This is a genomic window from Phytohabitans flavus, assembly GCF_011764545.1.
GTDB classification, from domain to species: domain Bacteria; phylum Actinomycetota; class Actinomycetes; order Mycobacteriales; family Micromonosporaceae; genus Phytohabitans; species Phytohabitans flavus.
On the sequence record NZ_AP022870.1, the window covers coordinates 6,942,360 to 6,957,515 of the forward strand.

Genomic DNA, 15,156 nt, shown 5'->3' on the forward strand with positions numbered 1-15,156 from the left:
AAGCTCTTGCACGCAGCGTAAGAAGTTGCTGCTGCGCTAGCGTATTCGCCATGGCGGCACGACTGTCCGACATCGCCCAGCAGGCCGGAGTCAGCGAGGCCACCGTGTCCCGCGTGCTCAACGACCGGCCCGGCGTGTCGACCGACACCCGCCAGGCGGTGCTGACCGCGCTGGACGTCCTCGGATACGAGCGTCCAGCGCGGTTGCGCAAGCGCAGCGCCGGCCTGGTGGGACTTGTCGTGCCCGAGCTGGACAACCCGATCTTCCCGGCGTTCGCCCAGATCATCGAGTCCAACCTGGCTCAGGGCGGATACACGCCGGTGCTGTGCACGCAGACGCCGGGCGGGGTGACCGAGGACGAGTACGTGGAGATGCTGCTCGACCGCCAGGTCTCCGGGATCGTCTTCGTCTCCGGCCTGCACGCGGACACCTCGGCGGACCCCGAGCGGTACCACAAGCTGCTCGCCCGGCCGCTGCCGATCGTGCTGCTCAACGGGTACGTCGACGGCGTCGACGCGCCGTTCGTCTCCTGCGACGACCGGGAGGCCGGCGAGCTGGGCGTGGCGCACCTTGTCGCGCTCGGCCACCGGCGGATCGGGCTGATCTCCGGCCCCAAGCGCTTCATGCCCGTCCAGCGGAAGATCGCCGGGTACCGCGCGGCGATGAAGAAGCTCGTCGGGCTCGGCGACACGGCGGTCGACGAGCTGATCTCGCTCTCGCTTTTCGGGGTCGAGGGTGGCCAGGCGGCCGCCGGCCGGCTCTTCGACCGAGGAGTGACCGGCATCGTGTGCGGCTCCGACCTGATGGCACTGGGCGCGATCCGGGCCGCCCGCCAGCGCGGACTGTCCATCCCGGACGACGTGTCCGTGGTCGGGTACGACGACTCGCCGCTGATCGCGTTCACCGACCCGCCGCTGACGACCGTACGGCAGCCGGTGACCGCGATGGCCGTGGCGGCCGTACGGGCGCTGATCGACGAGATCAACGGCCACGGCACGCACCGCTCGGAGTACGTCTTCCGCCCCGAGCTCGTGGTCCGCTCCTCGACGGGCGCGGCCCCGGTGCCGGTACCCGCATAGCAGTGGACCGGCCCGCCTCTCGGCAGGTCGGTCCACTATTGGGGAGGAAAGCGGCTCCCGGTGGCCCGTGGCGGCCCGGGAGCCGCCCATCCCAGCCGCCCGTCGGCGAGGAAGCACAACGAACGACCGGGCTTCTCCTCCTGCTACCCCGTCAACCGTGCGGCTATGCGTGACATTCCGGCCCGTACCTCTTCCGGGGACGGCGGTGGGGAGGCCTCGACCATCTGTTCCGGCTCGGCCGAGGCGGGGCCGTCCAGCGCGAACTCGTCGTAGTCGCCGAAGTCTGCGGCGTCCTCGACCTCGGCCCGGTTGTCCTCCGCCGCCATCCGGGCCGCCGCGATCTCGCCCTGGATCTCCTCCACCGTCACGTGCGGCAGCAGCGGCTCCACCACCGCCATCAGGTCCTCGTCCGCGACCACCGACTCGGCCAGCGCGAGCGCGTGCGGGCGCTCGTACGGGCCGCAGACCACGGGCTCCCACTCCTCGTCCTCGCCGAGCGGCCCGAACGTCACGATCCACGGCAGATCGCGTGCCGGCGAGTCCTCCGGCAGCTCCAGCGTCACCAGTGCCCCCATTCCAGTCATGATGAGGCGTCTGAGCGCTGTGGATCATTGTTTTCGGACAAATCGTCGGGCTGCTCGCCGTCCGCGAGGTCGGTTACCTCGCCGTAGCTGCCGGTCGCCGCCAGCGCGGCGGCGAGCAGCAGCAGCTGGTTGAGCAGGTACAGGTAGAGCAGCAGGCCCACCGCGCCGGTGACCACCGTGTACGCGGGGTTGCGGTCGACCCGGATCACGTACTCCCGGCCGGCGGTGTTGAGGACCGTGATGCCGACCGCGACCAGGAGCATGGACGGGTAGAGCCGCCGCAGCGGCATGCGCAGCCGAGGGATGACCACCAGCAGCGCGGCCGCCAGGACCATGTTGTACGCCACGGTCAGGATCCACCCGACGAACGAGAGCAGGAGCGAGCCGTCCGCGCCCACCATGCCCCGGATGAGCGCCTCGATCGCGTCGGCGGCGGCCACCGAGATCGCCAGCAGCACGAACACCACGACCAGCACGATCAGGTCGACGATCCGCCGGACCACGATGTTGCCCGGCTGCTGCTTCACCTCGTAAAGCGCGCGCTGGGAGGAGCGGATCGCCTCCACCCAGCCGATTCCGGTGATCACCAGCGTGAAGAGGCCGACGACACCGATCGTGCCGCTGCTCTCCTGGATCTGCTCGAGCCGCAGGAACGGCAGGTTCTGGTCGAGGAACCGGTCAGCCGCGTGGCGCAGCGGCGCACTCCGGTCGAGTACGAAGGCGAACGCCCAGTACGCGAGAAGGCCGAGCGCGAACACCGCGAAGAAGCCGTAGTAGGCGATCGCCGCCGCGAGCCGGCCGCCAAGCACCGCGCCGTACCTGTCGAGGGCCCGGTAGAGGTGGTCGAACGCCCGGGAACGGCGCCGGGCGGCGTCGAGCCGCCCGGTGATGCCCGCTTCCACCCGCGCGACGATGTTCACGCCGACATCCTGACGGATACGCGCCCGCCGCGCGGGTTACCCGCCCAGACGAAAATCCCGGCGTGGCTGCCAGCGGGCCTCGCCCGTGTGCGAGAAGAGGGTGAAGGCGTCCACTTGGAACAGCGCGGAGAAGCCGGCCAGGTCCTCGTACACCGCGTCGAGCGCCTCGGGTGACACGTCCTGCGCGACGGTGACGTGCGGGTGGTACGGGAAGCGCCCCTCCCGCCGCAGGTCGCCGGTCTTGCCGATCGCGGCGGCGATCAGCTCACACTCGCTGATACCGGCCGCGACCACGACGAAGACCACCTCGGTGAGCGGCCGGAACGTGCCGGTACCGCGCAGGTGCAGCGAGAACGGTGGATGTGCGGCCGCCACCGCGGCCAAGTGGTCCTCGATCGCGGACAGCCGGTCGGGCTCGATCTCGGTCGGCCCGAGGAGGGTCAGGTGCGCCGGCACGTACGCGGCCTGCGGGTCGCCCGCCTCGGCCCGCCGGTGAGTGAGGATGCTCCCCCACGGCTCGGGGATGTCGATGGCCACCCCGATCCGGGCGACCCGATCATCGGGGGTGGCCACCTTTTACGCGTTCCGCGCCGGCGGCAAGAACCCGACCCGGTCGTACACCGTGCGCAGCGTCTCGGCGGCGACCGCACGGGCCTTCTCCGCGCCGATCGCGAGCAGCTTGTCGAGCTGGCTGGGGTCTTCGAGGTACGCCCGGGTGCGCTCCTGTATCGGCTTGACGAACCCGACCACGACCTCGGCGAGATCCTTCTTCAGGTCGCCGTAGCCCTTGCCCTCGTACCCGGCGACGAGGTCCTCGATCGTGCGGCCGGTGAGGGCCGAGTAGATCGTCAGCAGGTTGGAGACGCCCGCCTTGGCCTCCGGGTCGAAGATGATCTCGCGACCGGTGTCGGTGACCGCCGACCGGATCTTCTTCGCCGAGCGCGCCGGGTCGTCCAGCAGCTCGATGATGCCAGCCGGCGACGAGGCCGACTTGGACATCTTGGCGGTCGGCTCCTGTAGGTCGGTGATCTTCGCGGTGTCCCGCACGATGAACGGCGCCGGCATCGTGAACGTCTTGCCGAACAGCCCGTTGAACCGCTGGGCCAGGTCACGGGTCAGCTCCAGGTGCTGCCGCTGGTCCTCGCCCACCGGCACCGCGTCCGCCTGGTAGAGCAGGATGTCGGCGGCCTGGAGGATCGGGTACGTGAACAGGCCGACGCTGGACCGGTCGGCGCCCTGCTTTGCCGACTTGTCCTTGAACTGGGTCATCCGGCTCGCCTCGCCGAACCCGGTGATGCAGCTCATCACCCAGGCCAGCTGCGGGTGCTCGGGCACGTGTGACTGCACGAAGAGCGTGCACCGCTCCGGGTCGAGGCCGGCCGCGAGCAGCTGGGCCGCTGACAGCCGGGTGCGCTGGCGCAGCTGGGCCGGGTCGTGACCCATCGTGATGGCGTGGAGGTCGACGACACAGTAGAAGGTGTCGTGCGTCTCCTGCATCGCGACCCAGTTACGCACCGCCCCTAAGTAGTTACCGAGATGGAATGAGTCGGCGGTCGGCTGGATGCCGGAAAGCACCCGAGGGCGGGGGGTTGCGTCAGACACCGACATGCCGGCCATTCTGACAGGAGTAGCGGGAACCGCCGACGCCGGCCGGGGCTCGTATCACAGGAACTCTGAGTGAAGGCGGTGGTCGGTGCCGGGACGCGACGCGCGGGCTTCGCCGGAGCAGGCAATCGGTGAGCTTTACCACGCCTGCTATCGGCGCCTGGTCGCGCAGGTCTACGCGTTCACCACCGATCTGACGGAGGCGCAGGACGTGGTCCAGGAGGCATTCGCCCGGGCACTGGCCCGGCCGCGCGGTCTGGCCGACGTGGACAACCCGGAGGCGTGGCTGCGGACAGTGGCGGTCAACGTGGTCCGCCGGCGGTGGCGGCGCCGCAAACTGCTCGACACGATCCTGCTCCGCGACCGCCCGGTGGCCCGTACCGTCGTGCCGGCACCGGGGCCGGAGCGCGCCGACCTGCGGGACGCGCTCGCCGGCATCCCCGCCACGTACCGCGAGGTGGTCGTGCTGCACTACTTCGCCGACCTGCCGGTCGAGGAGGTCGCGGCGGTTCTGGAGGTGCCGGTGGGCACGGTCAAGTCCCGCCTGTCCCGCGGCCGCGCCGCGCTCGCCGAGCGGCTCGGCGACTACCGCGACCAAGGCACGGCCCCCCGGCCGGGCGGCGCCGCGCCCAGAGGGTCCGCGCCACCGCCGGGCGGCGGGGCCTCCACGGAGGTGGCACGTGCCTGAGCTGGAGACGAGGCTCGCCCACGAGCGCGAGGACCTACTCGACGCGATCGAGCAGCCGCCGCTGGAGCGGATCGGGGCGCGGGCTGCCGGCATCCGCCACCGCCGCCGGGCACGGCGGGCGGGCGTGGCACTGGCGGTCGTGGCGGCCGCCGGTTTCGTGGCGGTGCGGCCGTGGAGCACCGATCCCGAGCCGCCGCCGGTGGCGGTAGCCAGCCCTTCGCCAGGCGTCGTGTACACCGACGCCGGCATCACGATCAACGGCCTGACCGGCGACGGCTACATCGACCCGCGCGGCTGGATCACCGACGTCGAGTTCACCGACCCCGACAACGGGTACGCGCTGGTCCAGTGCCGGGCCGGCGAGGATCCCTGCCCGGCGAGCCTGGCCCGCTCCACCGACGGCGGCATCACCTGGCGGCTCGCGACGATGCCGCCCTCGGCAGGCGCGCCCCTGGACATCACCGCGTTCCCGGATGGGCGGCTCGTCGTCGCCGGGTACGTCTCGACAGACAGCGGGCAGACCTGGCAGGCCACCACGCGCCCCAACGGCCCCACGACGGTGATCGGAAAGGGCCAGGTGCCGCGGCTGGGCGACGGCGGGGTCGAGGTCTGGAGCTCCATGTACGGAAACCGTGGCGAACTGGTCCGGCAGCCGCCGGGCATGACGGTCAGCTGGGTCGCCGGTGCTCCCACGGCGACCGGCGGATGGTGGGTCGGCGGCACCGGGGACAGCGGGCCGGCGGTGGCGGTGACCCGTGACGGCGGGGCCAGCTGGGAGGTGCACGCGCTCGGCGCCCCCGGCCAGACCGCGCAGGTGTCGGTGCTCGGCGATCACGTGTACGCGACTGTGCTCGGCCCCGACCGCCAGATCACCGCGATCTACATGTCGACCGACTCCGGCCAGCGGTTCACCCGTACGACGAGCGGCCCGGTCACCACCCCGGGCGGGCTGGCCGGCGAGGCGGTACCGCTGCTCGACGGGCGGCTGCTGATCACCGGGACCGACCAGAAGTGGTACCTCAGCGAGGACGACGGTCGCACGTTCACGTGGGCCGACGGCAGCCTCCCCATCGTCGGGCCGATCGTCCGCACACCCGCCGGCTACGTCGCGTACGACCTCTTCGGCTCGGACTGGGCGGCGTTCTCCGCCGACGGCTCGACGTGGCGCAAGCTCCAGGTGAACTGATCAGGCGTTCTCCCTGATCGTCACCTCGACCGCGACGCGGGTGGCCGGGACCGGCGCCGGGGGCGGTACGTGCGCGGCGATGGCCACCCGGGCCACCCGCCTGCCGTCGAGCTCCAGCACGCGCAGCCGCCACGCGGCCGGCTCGCCGTCGTCGTCCTCGGGCACCACGGCGGTCACCTCGTCGCCCACCAGCGGGAGCCGGCCCAGCCGCGCCATCACGAAGCCGCCCACCGTCTCGTAGGGGCCGGTGGGCAGCGGGAAGCCGGCACGCTCGGCGAAGTCGGCGAGGTTGAGGCGGCCGTCCACCTCGGCGCCGCTGGCGGGGGCCGGGTCGGGCGCGGCGTCGTACTCGTCGTGGATCTCGCCGACCAGCTCTTCGATCAGGTCTTCGAGCGTGACGATGCCGGCCGTCCCGCCGTACTCGTCGACGACCACCGCCAGGTGCTGCCGCTCACGGCGCATCTCGGAGAGGGCGGCGAGCACCCGCTTGCTGCCGGGCAGCCGCTTGACCTCGCGGGTCAGCTCGCGGACCGTGCCTCGGCCGTCGCCCGGTGGGCGGATCAGCAGGTCGCGCAGGTGGACGAAGCCCACGACGTCATCGTGTGTGCCGTCCATTACGGGGTATCGGGTGTGAGTCTCCGCCCGTACCATCTGGGCCGCCTCGTCAAGGGTGAGCCCGGCGTCGAGGAAGGTTACGTCGGTGCGCGGCATCATCACTTCGCGAACCAGGCTGGCGCCGGCGGTGAGCACCTCGTCGATGATCCGGCGCTCGACCGGGTCGAGGAGCGTGTTCGCCGCGATCAGGTCGCGCAGCTCGCCCTCGCTGATCCGCTCGCGCCCGGCCGTGCGGTCTGCGCCGAGCAGTCCGGCGACCGCGTCAGCCAGCCGGATCACGATCCGGGCGGCGGCACGCCTGACCGGACCGGACTCTCGTCGGGAACGCCCCGACGTCTTGGTATGTCGTCGGGGCCCGGCGTTACCGCCGCCCGTGTCCTGCATGGGGAAATGGTAGACAGGCGCGGGCGCACGTGCCTTCCCAACCAGTGTTCGAAGTTGTTTGTTCTTGGTCGAATCTGGTGGAATAGTGGAACCTCGTAGCCTAGCCACGCACCCGCACCGTTCGAGGAGAGAGGCCATCTCGTGAAACTGCTCGTCACCGGCGGCGCCGGATACGTCGGCAGCGTTGTCAGCCGGATGCTCCTCGACGCCGGCCACGAGGTTGTCGTCCTCGACGACCTGTGCACCGGCCACGCGGTCGCGATCGCGCCGGAGGCCACGTTCGTCCAGGCGTCGATCCACGACGCGGCGCAGGTCCTCACGCCGGAGGCGGGCTTCGACGGGGTGCTGCACTTCGCCGGGCTGATCGCCGCCGGCGAGTCGATGGCAAAGCCCGAGCTGTACTGGGACGCCAACGTGGTCGGCTCGCTGGCCCTGCTCGACGCCGTGCGCGCGGCGGGGGTGCGGCGGTTCGTCTTCTCCTCCACCGCGGCGGTGTATGGCAACCCGACCGAGCTGCCGATCCGGGAGACCGCGGTCAAGCACCCGACGAGCACGTACGGGTCGACCAAGCTGGCCTTCGACCTGGCGCTGACGTCGGAGGCGTTCGCGCACGAGCTGGCCGCGGTGTCGCTGCGCTACTTCAACGTCGCCGGCGCCTACCTGCGCCCGGGAGTGTCGATCGGCGAGCGGCACGACCCGGAGACCCACCTGATCCCGATCGCATTGCAGGTGGTCTCCGGCAAGCGGGACAAGCTCCAGCTCTTCGGCGACGACTACCCCACCGACGACGGCACCTGCGTGCGCGACTACATCCACGTCGAGGACCTGGCCCGGGCCCACCTGCTCGCGCTGGAAGGCGCGACGCCCGGCGAACACAAGATCTACAACCTCGGCAGCGGTACCGGCTTCTCCAACCGCCAGGTGGTCGAAGTGGTCCGCGAGGTGACCGGCCACCCGCTCCCGGTCGAGATCGCGCCCCGCCGCTCCGGCGACCCGGCGGCGCTGGTGGCCTCCTCCGAGCTGGCCCGCCAGGAGCTGGGTTGGACGCCGGTCAAGACGACGCTGCGCGACATGGTCTCCGACGCGTGGGCGTTCTACAGCGAGCACGTCTCGTGAAGCAGTTCGTCGCGGCCTACGGCACCGAGCCCGACGGTGTGTGGGCCGCGCCCGGTCGGGTCAACCTGATCGGCGAGCACACCGACTACAACGACGGCTTCGTGCTCCCGTTCGCGCTCCCGCAGCGTACGGTGGTGGCCGCGTCCAGGTCGGACACTCCGGAGTGGACAGTCTGGTCCGAGCAGGCGGACGAGCAGATCACGTTCGACCTGTCCAACCGCGTCTCAGGCTGGGGGGCGTACGTCGCCGGCGTGGTCTGGGTCCTGCGCGAGGCCGGCTTCGACGTGCCCGGCGCGCGCGTGGTGATCACGTCCGATGTCCCGCTGGGCGCCGGCCTGTCGTCGTCGGCCGCGCTGGAGTCCGCCGTGCTCACCGCGCTCGTCGACCTCGGCGGCCTCGACCTGCCGGTGGACGAGCGACCGGCGCTGGCCCAGCGCGCGGAGAACGACTACGCCGGCATGCCCTGCGGGATCATGGACCAGTCGGCGTCGATCCGGTCTCGGGAGGGGCACGCGCTGTTCCTCGACTGCCGGTCGCTGGAGGTCGAGCACATCCCGTTCGACGTGGCGGCGGCCGGGCTCGCGGTGCTGGTCATCGACACGAAGGCGCCGCACAGGCACGTCACAGGTGAGTACGCCGCGCGCCGCGCCACCTGCGAGGAGGCCGCCCGGGCCCTGGGCGTACCCGCCCTGCGCGACGCGACGCTCTCGATGGTGGCGGAGCTGGCCGACCCGGTACAGCAGCGGCGCGCGCGGCACGTGGTCACCGAGGACCAGCGCGTACTCGACACGGTGGCTCTGCTGCGCGAGGGCCGGGTACGCGAGATCGGCCCCCTGATGACCGCCTCGCACACCTCGATGCGCGACGACTTCGAGATCACGGTGCCCGAGGTCGATACCGCGGTCGAGGCGGCCCTGTCCGCCGGCGCGTACGGCGCCCGGATGACCGGCGGCGGCTTCGGCGGCTGCGTGCTCGCGCTTGTCGACTCCGACGCGACGGACAAGGTGGCCAGTGCGGTCGCCGAGGCTTTCGCCGCCCGCGGCTACATCCCGCCCGAGCCGTTTGTCGCCGTCCCCGGCCCGGGAGCGGTCCGCCTGTAGCTGCGCCCACTCAGCCTGGGTGCGCACGCGCACCCGGGCGCGATGGGTTGTGAACCGCGGAGGGTGAGGCCGCGGGAGCAGCGGTCTGGACCACCGCGGACATCGCGGTAGCTCAGATCCTCTAAGCCGTCTCGATGATCATGGCGGCGCCGACCGTGCGGTTGGTGGTCTCGTCGATGAGGATGAAGCCGCCGGTGGTGCGGTTGCGGCGGTATTCGTCGGCGAGCAGGGGCAGGGTCGTGCGGATGCGGATGCGGCCGATCTCGTTGAGGGTGAGTTGGGTGGCGCTTTCGTCGCGGTGCAGTGAGTTGACGTCGAGCCGGTACTGAAGGCCGCGGACGACGGCGCGGGCCGCGCGAGTGGTGTGCTTGACCGCGTACTTTCCGCCGACCGTCAGCGGGCGGGTCTCGTCCATCCAGCAGACCATCGCTTCGATGTCCTGACCGACGGATGGTGCGTTGTGCGGGCGGCAGATCATGTCGCCGCGGGAGATGTCGATCTCGTCTTCGAGGCGGACCGTGACGGACATCGGCGGGTACGCCTCGGTGACCGGGCCGTCCGCTGTCTCGATCGCGGCGATCCGGCTGGTAAAGCCGGACGGCAGCACCATCACCTCGTCACCGGGCTTGAGCACACCCGAGGCGACCTGCCCGGCATACCCGCGGTAGTCAGTGATCGTGGTCGACTGGGGGCGGATCACGTACTGCACCGGAAACCGCACGTCGACAAGGTTGCGGTCGGAGGCGATGTGCACATGCTCCAGGTGGTGCAGCAGCGACGGCCCCTCGTACCACGGGGTCTTCTCCGACCGGGACACGATGTTGTCGCCGTGCAGCGCGGAGATCGGGATGACCGTCAGGTCCGGCGCCTCCAGCTTCGCCGCGAACGAGGTGAACTCGTCCGCGATCCGCTCGTAGACCTCCTGCGACCAGTCGACCAGGTCCATCTTGTTCACACACAGCACCACGTGCGGGACGCGCAGCAGCGAGCACAGGAACGCGTGCCGCCGCGACTGCTCCACCAAACCCTTGCGCGCGTCGACCAGGATCAACGCCAGATCGGCGGTCGACGCCCCGGTCACCATGTTCCGCGTGTACTGAATGTGCCCCGGCGTGTCCGCGATGATGAACTTACGCCGCGGCGTCGCGAAGTAGCGGTAGGCCACATCGATCGTGATGCCCTGCTCCCGCTCCGCCCGCAGGCCGTCGGTTAGCAGCGCCAGGTTGGTGTACTCATCGCCGCGGGCCAGGCTGACCGCCTCGACCGCGGCAAGCTGGTCGGTGAACAGCGACTTGGTGTCGTACAGCAGCCGCCCGATCAGGGTGGACTTGCCGTCGTCGACCGACCCGGCGGTCGCGAACCGGAGCAGGTCCATCGTGCGCGGCTCCAACACGGGCGCGGTCATCAGAAGTAGCCCTCCCGCTTACGGTCTTCCATCGCGGCCTCACTGACCCGGTCATCGCCGCGGGTGGCGCCGCGCTCGGTGATCCGGGTGGCGGCGACCTCCTCGATCACCTTCTCCACCGTGTCCGCGACCGAGCGGACAGCGGCGGTGCAGGAGGCGTCACCGACCGTGCGGTAGCGCACTGTCTCCACGAATGGGGTCTCGTCGGCGCGGGCGGCGAAGAACTCATTCACCCCGTACAACATGCCGTCGCGCTCGACGACCTCACGCTCGTGCGCGTAGTAGATCTCCGGCAGCGCTAGGCCCTCGGCGGCGATGTAGTGCCACACGTCCAGCTCGGTCCAGTTTGACAGCGGGAAGACGCGGATCGACTCGCCCGGGTGGTGCCGCCCGTTGTAGAGGGACCACAGCTCGGGGCGCTGGTTCTTCGGATCCCACTGGCCGAAGTCGTCGCGGAAGCTGAACACCCGCTCCTTGGCCCGCGCCTTCTCCTCGTCCCGCCGAGCACCGCCGAACAGCGCATCAAACCGGTACTTCTCCACCGCCGAGAGCAGCACCGGCGTCTGGATCCGATTCCGGGTACCGTCCGCCGGCTCGCGCACCAGCCCGGCCTCGAGCGCCTCGGGCACGCTCGCGACGACAAGCTGTAGGCCCAGGTGGGCGACGCGGCGATCCCGGTACTCGAGCACCTCGGGGAAGTTGTGCCCCGTGTCGACGTGCATCACCGGGAACGGGATCCGCGCGGGCGCGAACGCCTTCTCCGCCAACCGCAGCATCACGATCGAGTCCTTGCCGCCGGAGAACAGCAACACCGGCCGCTCCAACTCGGCGACAACCTCGCGCATGATGAAGATGCTCTCGGCTTCGAGAGCGGCCAGGTGCGAGACCCGGTACCGCGACGTCTGGCTCATCGCCGTCCTCGCTTCGCTGCGGGCGGCCACGAGACTCGAACGGCGCTGTGCCTGACGGTTCGCTCGCTACGCTCGCTCACGTTTCCAGACCTTTCCGGTCGGTTAACCCAGGATCACTCTACCTTCAGTTGTCGCCGCAGCGCGGCGAGCAGCCGGGGGCGAGGTCCGTCCGGCACACCAGGAGATCCGGTAGGCGGGGATCCGGCTGATTGTATTTCAGCGCAGAGCCGTCGATTCGGGAAGCGTGCAGGCCGGTGGCCACGGCCACAGCGACAGGCGCGGCCGAGTCCCACTCGTACTGGCCGCCCGCGTGCAGGTACCCGTCGACGTCACCGCTGATGACCGCGGCGATCTTGGCGCCGGCGGAGCCCATGGGCACCAGCTCCGCGCTGACCTCCTCGGCGACCGCGCTGAGGAACGCCGGGGGCGGCTGCGACTCGCCGCCAGGCGCACCGGGCCGCCGCTGGCCGTCGAGACGGGCATCGGCGGGTACGCGGGCGGGTAGTCCGTGCCGAGCACCCGGTCCTGCGCGGGCAGGGCGATCGCGCCGGCGGCCAGCTTGAGTGGCCCGGTGGCCTGCTTCGACCAGAGCGCGACGTGGACCGCCCAGTCGGCCCGACCCTCTTCGGCGAACTCGCGGGTGCCGTCGAGCGGATCGATGATCCAGACCCGCTCGGCCTCCAGCCGTGCGGGCGGCTGGGGACCGTCACCCTCGGTCCATGCCTTCCGGGCGTGGTCGTCTTCCTCCGACAGCACCGCGTCGGCTGGGCGCCACCGCCCAAGCTCGGTGCGGATCAGGTCGTGGGCGAGCTTGTCGCCGGCCGCCTTGAGCGCGGCCGGGTCGGCGTGACCGCGCTCGGACCGCACCTCGAGCAGCAGCTCACCGGCACGCCCCGCGAGCCACCGAGCGAACGCGCCGTCGACCGCTGGGGGCGCCATCAGTACGCCCCGCGGACCGGGCCACCGCTGAAACGGTGCGCGCCATGATGACCAGGTCGAACGACAGGGACCAGTTCTCCACGTACCGCAGGTCCAAGCGGACCGCCTCCTCCCACGGCAGGTCCGACCTACCGGAAACCTGCCACAACCCGGTCATGCCGGGCTTGACCGCGAGCCGGCGCCGGACGTCGTCCGGGTAGGCCGCCACCTCCTCCGGCAGCGGCGGGCGCGGGCCCACCAGCGACATCTGGCCGCGTAGCACGTTGAACAACTGCGGCAGCTCGTCGAGCGACAGCCGGCGCAGCCACCGACCGACGGGCGTCACCCGTGGGTCGTCGCGCACCTTGAAGAGCACACCGTCGTGCTCGTTGAGGTGCCGGATCTCGGCGAGCCGCGCCTCCGCGTCGAGGTACATGCTGCGGAACTTGTACATCACGAAGGGCTGCCCATCCCGACCCACCCGAACCTGACGGAAGAATACCGGCCCGGCCGAGTCCCGACGAATACGGACGGCAAGAGTCAGTAAGACTGGGGCGAAGAACGCGAGCAGCATCGCCGCGCCCACCCGATCGACGATCTCCTTCACGACCCGGGCACCGCCCACCAGCCGTGGGTGTTCGACGTGCAGCATCGGCAAGCCGTCCACCGGGCGGATCGTCGTGCGGTCGCCCGCGACGTCGACAAGCGCGCTCGCCACGATCAGGTCCACCTCGTCGCGCTCCAGCCGCCACGCGAGCCGGCGCAGCGCGTGGCCGTCCAGCTCAGGGCAGGAGAGCACGATCACCGTGTCCGCGGCCGCCGCGTCCACGGCGTCGGCCACGTCTTCAAACGTGCCGTACATCGGAAGGCCCGCGTCGCCGTCGCCGTCCGCGGGCAGGCAAGCACCCACAACCTCCAAGCCGTGGTACCGCTCGCGGCGCAACTGGCGGGTGATGTGCACGACCGCCAGCTCGTGCCCCACCACGATCACGCGGCGCAGGCGGGAGCGGGCCACGTGGCGGCCGGGTACGCGCCGCAGCGGGCGGGACGGAGGGCGGGACGGCAGCGGCGCGGGGAAGAGGTCTAGCTCGTCGTCGACGTCCCACAGCTGCCGCACCATGCCCCCGGTAATCGCGTCTGCCGTGACCAACGCGATGACCGGTCTGGCCGTCACGCCCCATTAAAGGCGTTTTGCGCGACTTCCACACCGCGGGTGACAACCGTTTCGACGACGTCAGCCGCCCGGTCGACGAGGAACTCCAACTCCTTACGCTCCGTCGAGGAGAAGTCGGAGAGCACGAAGTCGGCCGGGTCCTGCCGCCCCGGCGGCCGCCCGATGCCGAAGCGCACCCGCACATAGTCCTTGCCACCCAAGGACTTCGACATCGAACGCAGCCCGTTGTGGCCGCCCTCACCACCGCCGAGCTTGGCGCGCACCGTGCCGTACCCGAGGTCGAGCTCGTCGTGGACGGCGACGATGTTGCCGAGCGGGATCTTGTAGAACTGGGACAGCGCCGCCACCGGGCCGCCGGACAGGTTCATGTACGTCAGCGGCTTGGCCAGCACCAGCCGCGGCCCACCCGGTGCCAGGCGCCCCTCGGCGACCTCGGCCACCGCCCGCTTGTGACGGCTGAAGCGCGCACTCATCCGCCCGGCGAGCAGGTCGGCCACCATGAAGCCCGCGTTGTGCCGGTTACCCGTGTACTCCCGGCCCGGGTTGCCCAGGCCCACCACGAGCCAACTGTCGTCCATCACGCTGCCCTCTACGCAAAAAAGGGGCCCGTCCGGGCCCCCTTTATCGCCTGTCGAATCAGGCCGACGCGGCGGCCTCAGCCGGCTGCTCCTCGGTGGCGGCCTCCTCAGCGGCCTCCTCCTCCGTCTCCTCGGCAGCCGCCGTCTCGCCTTCCAGCTCCTCGGCGCTCGGCGCCACCGTGATCAGGGCGATGACCAGCTCGGGGTCGGCGGCCAGCTCGGCGCCGCGCGGCAGCGGGACGTCGGCGGCGGTCACCCGGGAACCGGCCTCCAAGCCCTCGATCGAGGCTTCGACGTGCTCGGGCAGGTGCAGTGCCTCGGCGGTGAGCGAAAGCGTGGTGCTCTCGGTCACGACCAGCGTGCCGCGGGCAGCCTCGCCGGTCAGCTGCACCGGAACCTCGACGGTCACCTTCTCACCGCGACGCACGATCAGCAGGTCGACGTGCTCGAAGGTGTCCTTGATCGGGTCACGCTGGATCGCCTTGGGCAGGGCGAGCGTGGTGCTGCCTCCCACGATGTCGATCGCGAAGACCTGGTTTATACCGCCGTGGCGGATCGCGGCGGCGAACTCACGAGCGGGAAGCGCGATGTGCTGCGGCTTCTCGCCATGACCGTAAAGGACGGCGGGCACTTTGCCGGCCCGACGGGTGCGACGGGCACCGCCCTTGCCGAACTCGGTGCGGGGCTCGGCGCTGATCTTTACCTCGGACACGGGAGTACTCCTGATGTTTCGTCTTGCTGCATGAGGTCGGCGGTGCCGGGCGGGGGCGCGCACGGGGCAGGGCCCGGAGCACCGCGTCGATCACGGTGCGCCTAGCGGTATGCGCTGTGTCAGCAGCGGCCCGCAGGACACCCTCGCCGTGGCAACCTATCCAGTCTAGCGGAGCCCATGG

15 protein-coding genes and 1 pseudogene are annotated in these 15,156 nt (G+C 70.8%); 5 read left to right on the forward strand and 11 right to left on the reverse strand.

Annotation, left to right across the window (positions count from 1 at the left end):
* Positions 1-50 precede the first annotated feature (50 nt).
* On the forward strand, positions 51-1,079 hold the full coding sequence (locus Pflav_RS30385; protein WP_173040121.1) for a LacI family DNA-binding transcriptional regulator: 1,029 nt from the start codon (positions 51-53) through the stop codon (positions 1,077-1,079).
* 143 nt (positions 1,080-1,222) lie between these two features.
* On the opposite strand, the gene Pflav_RS30390 is transcribed toward Pflav_RS30385, so the two are convergent.
* Genes Pflav_RS30390 through trpS form a run of 4 tightly spaced genes read right to left on the reverse strand, consistent with a single transcriptional unit; the run spans position 1,223 to position 4,191 of the window.
* Positions 1,223-1,654, reverse strand: coding sequence for a hypothetical protein (locus tag Pflav_RS30390; protein ID WP_173040122.1), 432 nt, complete (start codon positions 1,652-1,654; stop codon positions 1,223-1,225).
* A 5-nt stretch (positions 1,655-1,659) separates the two neighbouring features.
* Positions 1,660-2,583 (reverse strand): YihY/virulence factor BrkB family protein, encoded by a 924-nt coding sequence (locus Pflav_RS30395; RefSeq protein WP_173040124.1) that lies wholly within the window; start codon positions 2,581-2,583, stop codon positions 1,660-1,662.
* 36 nt (positions 2,584-2,619) lie between these two features.
* Positions 2,620-3,156, reverse strand: coding sequence for a 2'-5' RNA ligase family protein (locus Pflav_RS30400; protein WP_173040126.1), 537 nt, complete (start codon positions 3,154-3,156; stop codon positions 2,620-2,622).
* 3 nt (positions 3,157-3,159) lie between these two features.
* The gene (gene trpS, locus Pflav_RS30405; protein ID WP_173040128.1) at positions 3,160-4,191 is read right to left on the reverse strand and encodes a tryptophan--tRNA ligase; all 1,032 of its coding nucleotides are present in this window, start codon (positions 4,189-4,191) and stop codon (positions 3,160-3,162) included.
* Positions 4,192-4,276: 85 nt separating this feature from the next.
* On the opposite strand from trpS, the gene Pflav_RS30410 reads away from it, so the two are divergent.
* Both Pflav_RS30410 and Pflav_RS30415 read left to right on the forward strand, forming a co-directional pair.
* The gene (locus Pflav_RS30410) at positions 4,277-4,876 is read left to right on the forward strand and encodes an RNA polymerase sigma factor (RefSeq protein ID WP_173040130.1); all 600 of its coding nucleotides are present in this window, start codon (positions 4,277-4,279) and stop codon (positions 4,874-4,876) included.
* Positions 4,869-6,062 carry a beta propeller repeat protein gene (locus Pflav_RS30415; RefSeq protein ID WP_173040131.1) on the forward strand — a complete coding sequence of 398 codons (1,194 nt, stop codon included), beginning with the start codon at positions 4,869-4,871 and terminating at the stop codon, positions 6,060-6,062. Before Pflav_RS30410 ends, Pflav_RS30415 begins: the two co-directional genes overlap by 8 nt.
* On the opposite strand, the gene Pflav_RS30420 is transcribed toward Pflav_RS30415, so the two are convergent.
* Positions 6,063-7,061 carry a hemolysin family protein gene (locus Pflav_RS30420; protein ID WP_173040133.1) on the reverse strand — a complete coding sequence of 333 codons (999 nt, stop codon included), beginning with the start codon at positions 7,059-7,061 and terminating at the stop codon, positions 6,063-6,065.
* 141 nt (positions 7,062-7,202) lie between these two features.
* Here Pflav_RS30420 and galE point away from each other — a divergent pair, with 141 nt between their 5' ends.
* Together galE and galK are read left to right on the forward strand one after the other, a co-directional pair.
* Complete coding sequence (gene galE / locus Pflav_RS30425; protein WP_173040135.1) at positions 7,203-8,177, forward strand: UDP-glucose 4-epimerase GalE; 975 nt, start codon at positions 7,203-7,205, stop codon at positions 8,175-8,177.
* Positions 8,174-9,277 carry a galactokinase gene (galK, locus tag Pflav_RS30430; RefSeq protein WP_173040137.1) on the forward strand — a complete coding sequence of 368 codons (1,104 nt, stop codon included), beginning with the start codon at positions 8,174-8,176 and terminating at the stop codon, positions 9,275-9,277. Before galE ends, galK begins: the two co-directional genes overlap by 4 nt.
* A gap of 121 nt (positions 9,278-9,398) precedes the next feature.
* On the opposite strand, the gene Pflav_RS30435 is transcribed toward galK, so the two are convergent.
* The 6 genes and pseudogenes from Pflav_RS30435 to Pflav_RS30460 all read right to left on the reverse strand — a co-directional run bounded on the left by Pflav_RS30435 (position 9,399) and on the right by Pflav_RS30460 (position 14,975).
* A complete protein-coding gene (locus Pflav_RS30435) occupies positions 9,399-10,682 on the reverse strand; it encodes a sulfate adenylyltransferase subunit 1 (RefSeq protein WP_173040139.1) in 1,284 nt (427 codons plus the stop codon).
* Entirely contained in the window at positions 10,682-11,593 is a 912-nt protein-coding gene (gene cysD, locus Pflav_RS30440) for a sulfate adenylyltransferase subunit CysD (RefSeq protein WP_173040141.1), read from the reverse strand. Before cysD ends, Pflav_RS30435 begins: the two co-directional genes overlap by 1 nt.
* A gap of 113 nt (positions 11,594-11,706) precedes the next feature.
* Positions 11,707-12,532 (reverse strand): annotated as a pseudogene (locus Pflav_RS30445) (inositol monophosphatase family protein).
* Positions 12,474-13,685 carry a sugar transferase gene (locus Pflav_RS30450; RefSeq protein WP_332107802.1) on the reverse strand — a complete coding sequence of 404 codons (1,212 nt, stop codon included), beginning with the start codon at positions 13,683-13,685 and terminating at the stop codon, positions 12,474-12,476. The pseudogene Pflav_RS30445 and the gene Pflav_RS30450 overlap by 59 nt, the downstream one beginning before the upstream one ends.
* On the reverse strand, positions 13,682-14,263 hold the full coding sequence (gene pth / locus Pflav_RS30455; protein WP_415624345.1) for an aminoacyl-tRNA hydrolase: 582 nt from the start codon (positions 14,261-14,263) through the stop codon (positions 13,682-13,684). The genes Pflav_RS30450 and pth overlap by 4 nt, the downstream gene beginning before the upstream one ends.
* 58 nt (positions 14,264-14,321) lie before the next feature.
* Positions 14,322-14,975 carry a 50S ribosomal protein L25/general stress protein Ctc gene (locus tag Pflav_RS30460; RefSeq protein ID WP_173040145.1) on the reverse strand — a complete coding sequence of 218 codons (654 nt, stop codon included), beginning with the start codon at positions 14,973-14,975 and terminating at the stop codon, positions 14,322-14,324.
* Positions 14,976-15,156: the final 181 nt, after the last annotated feature.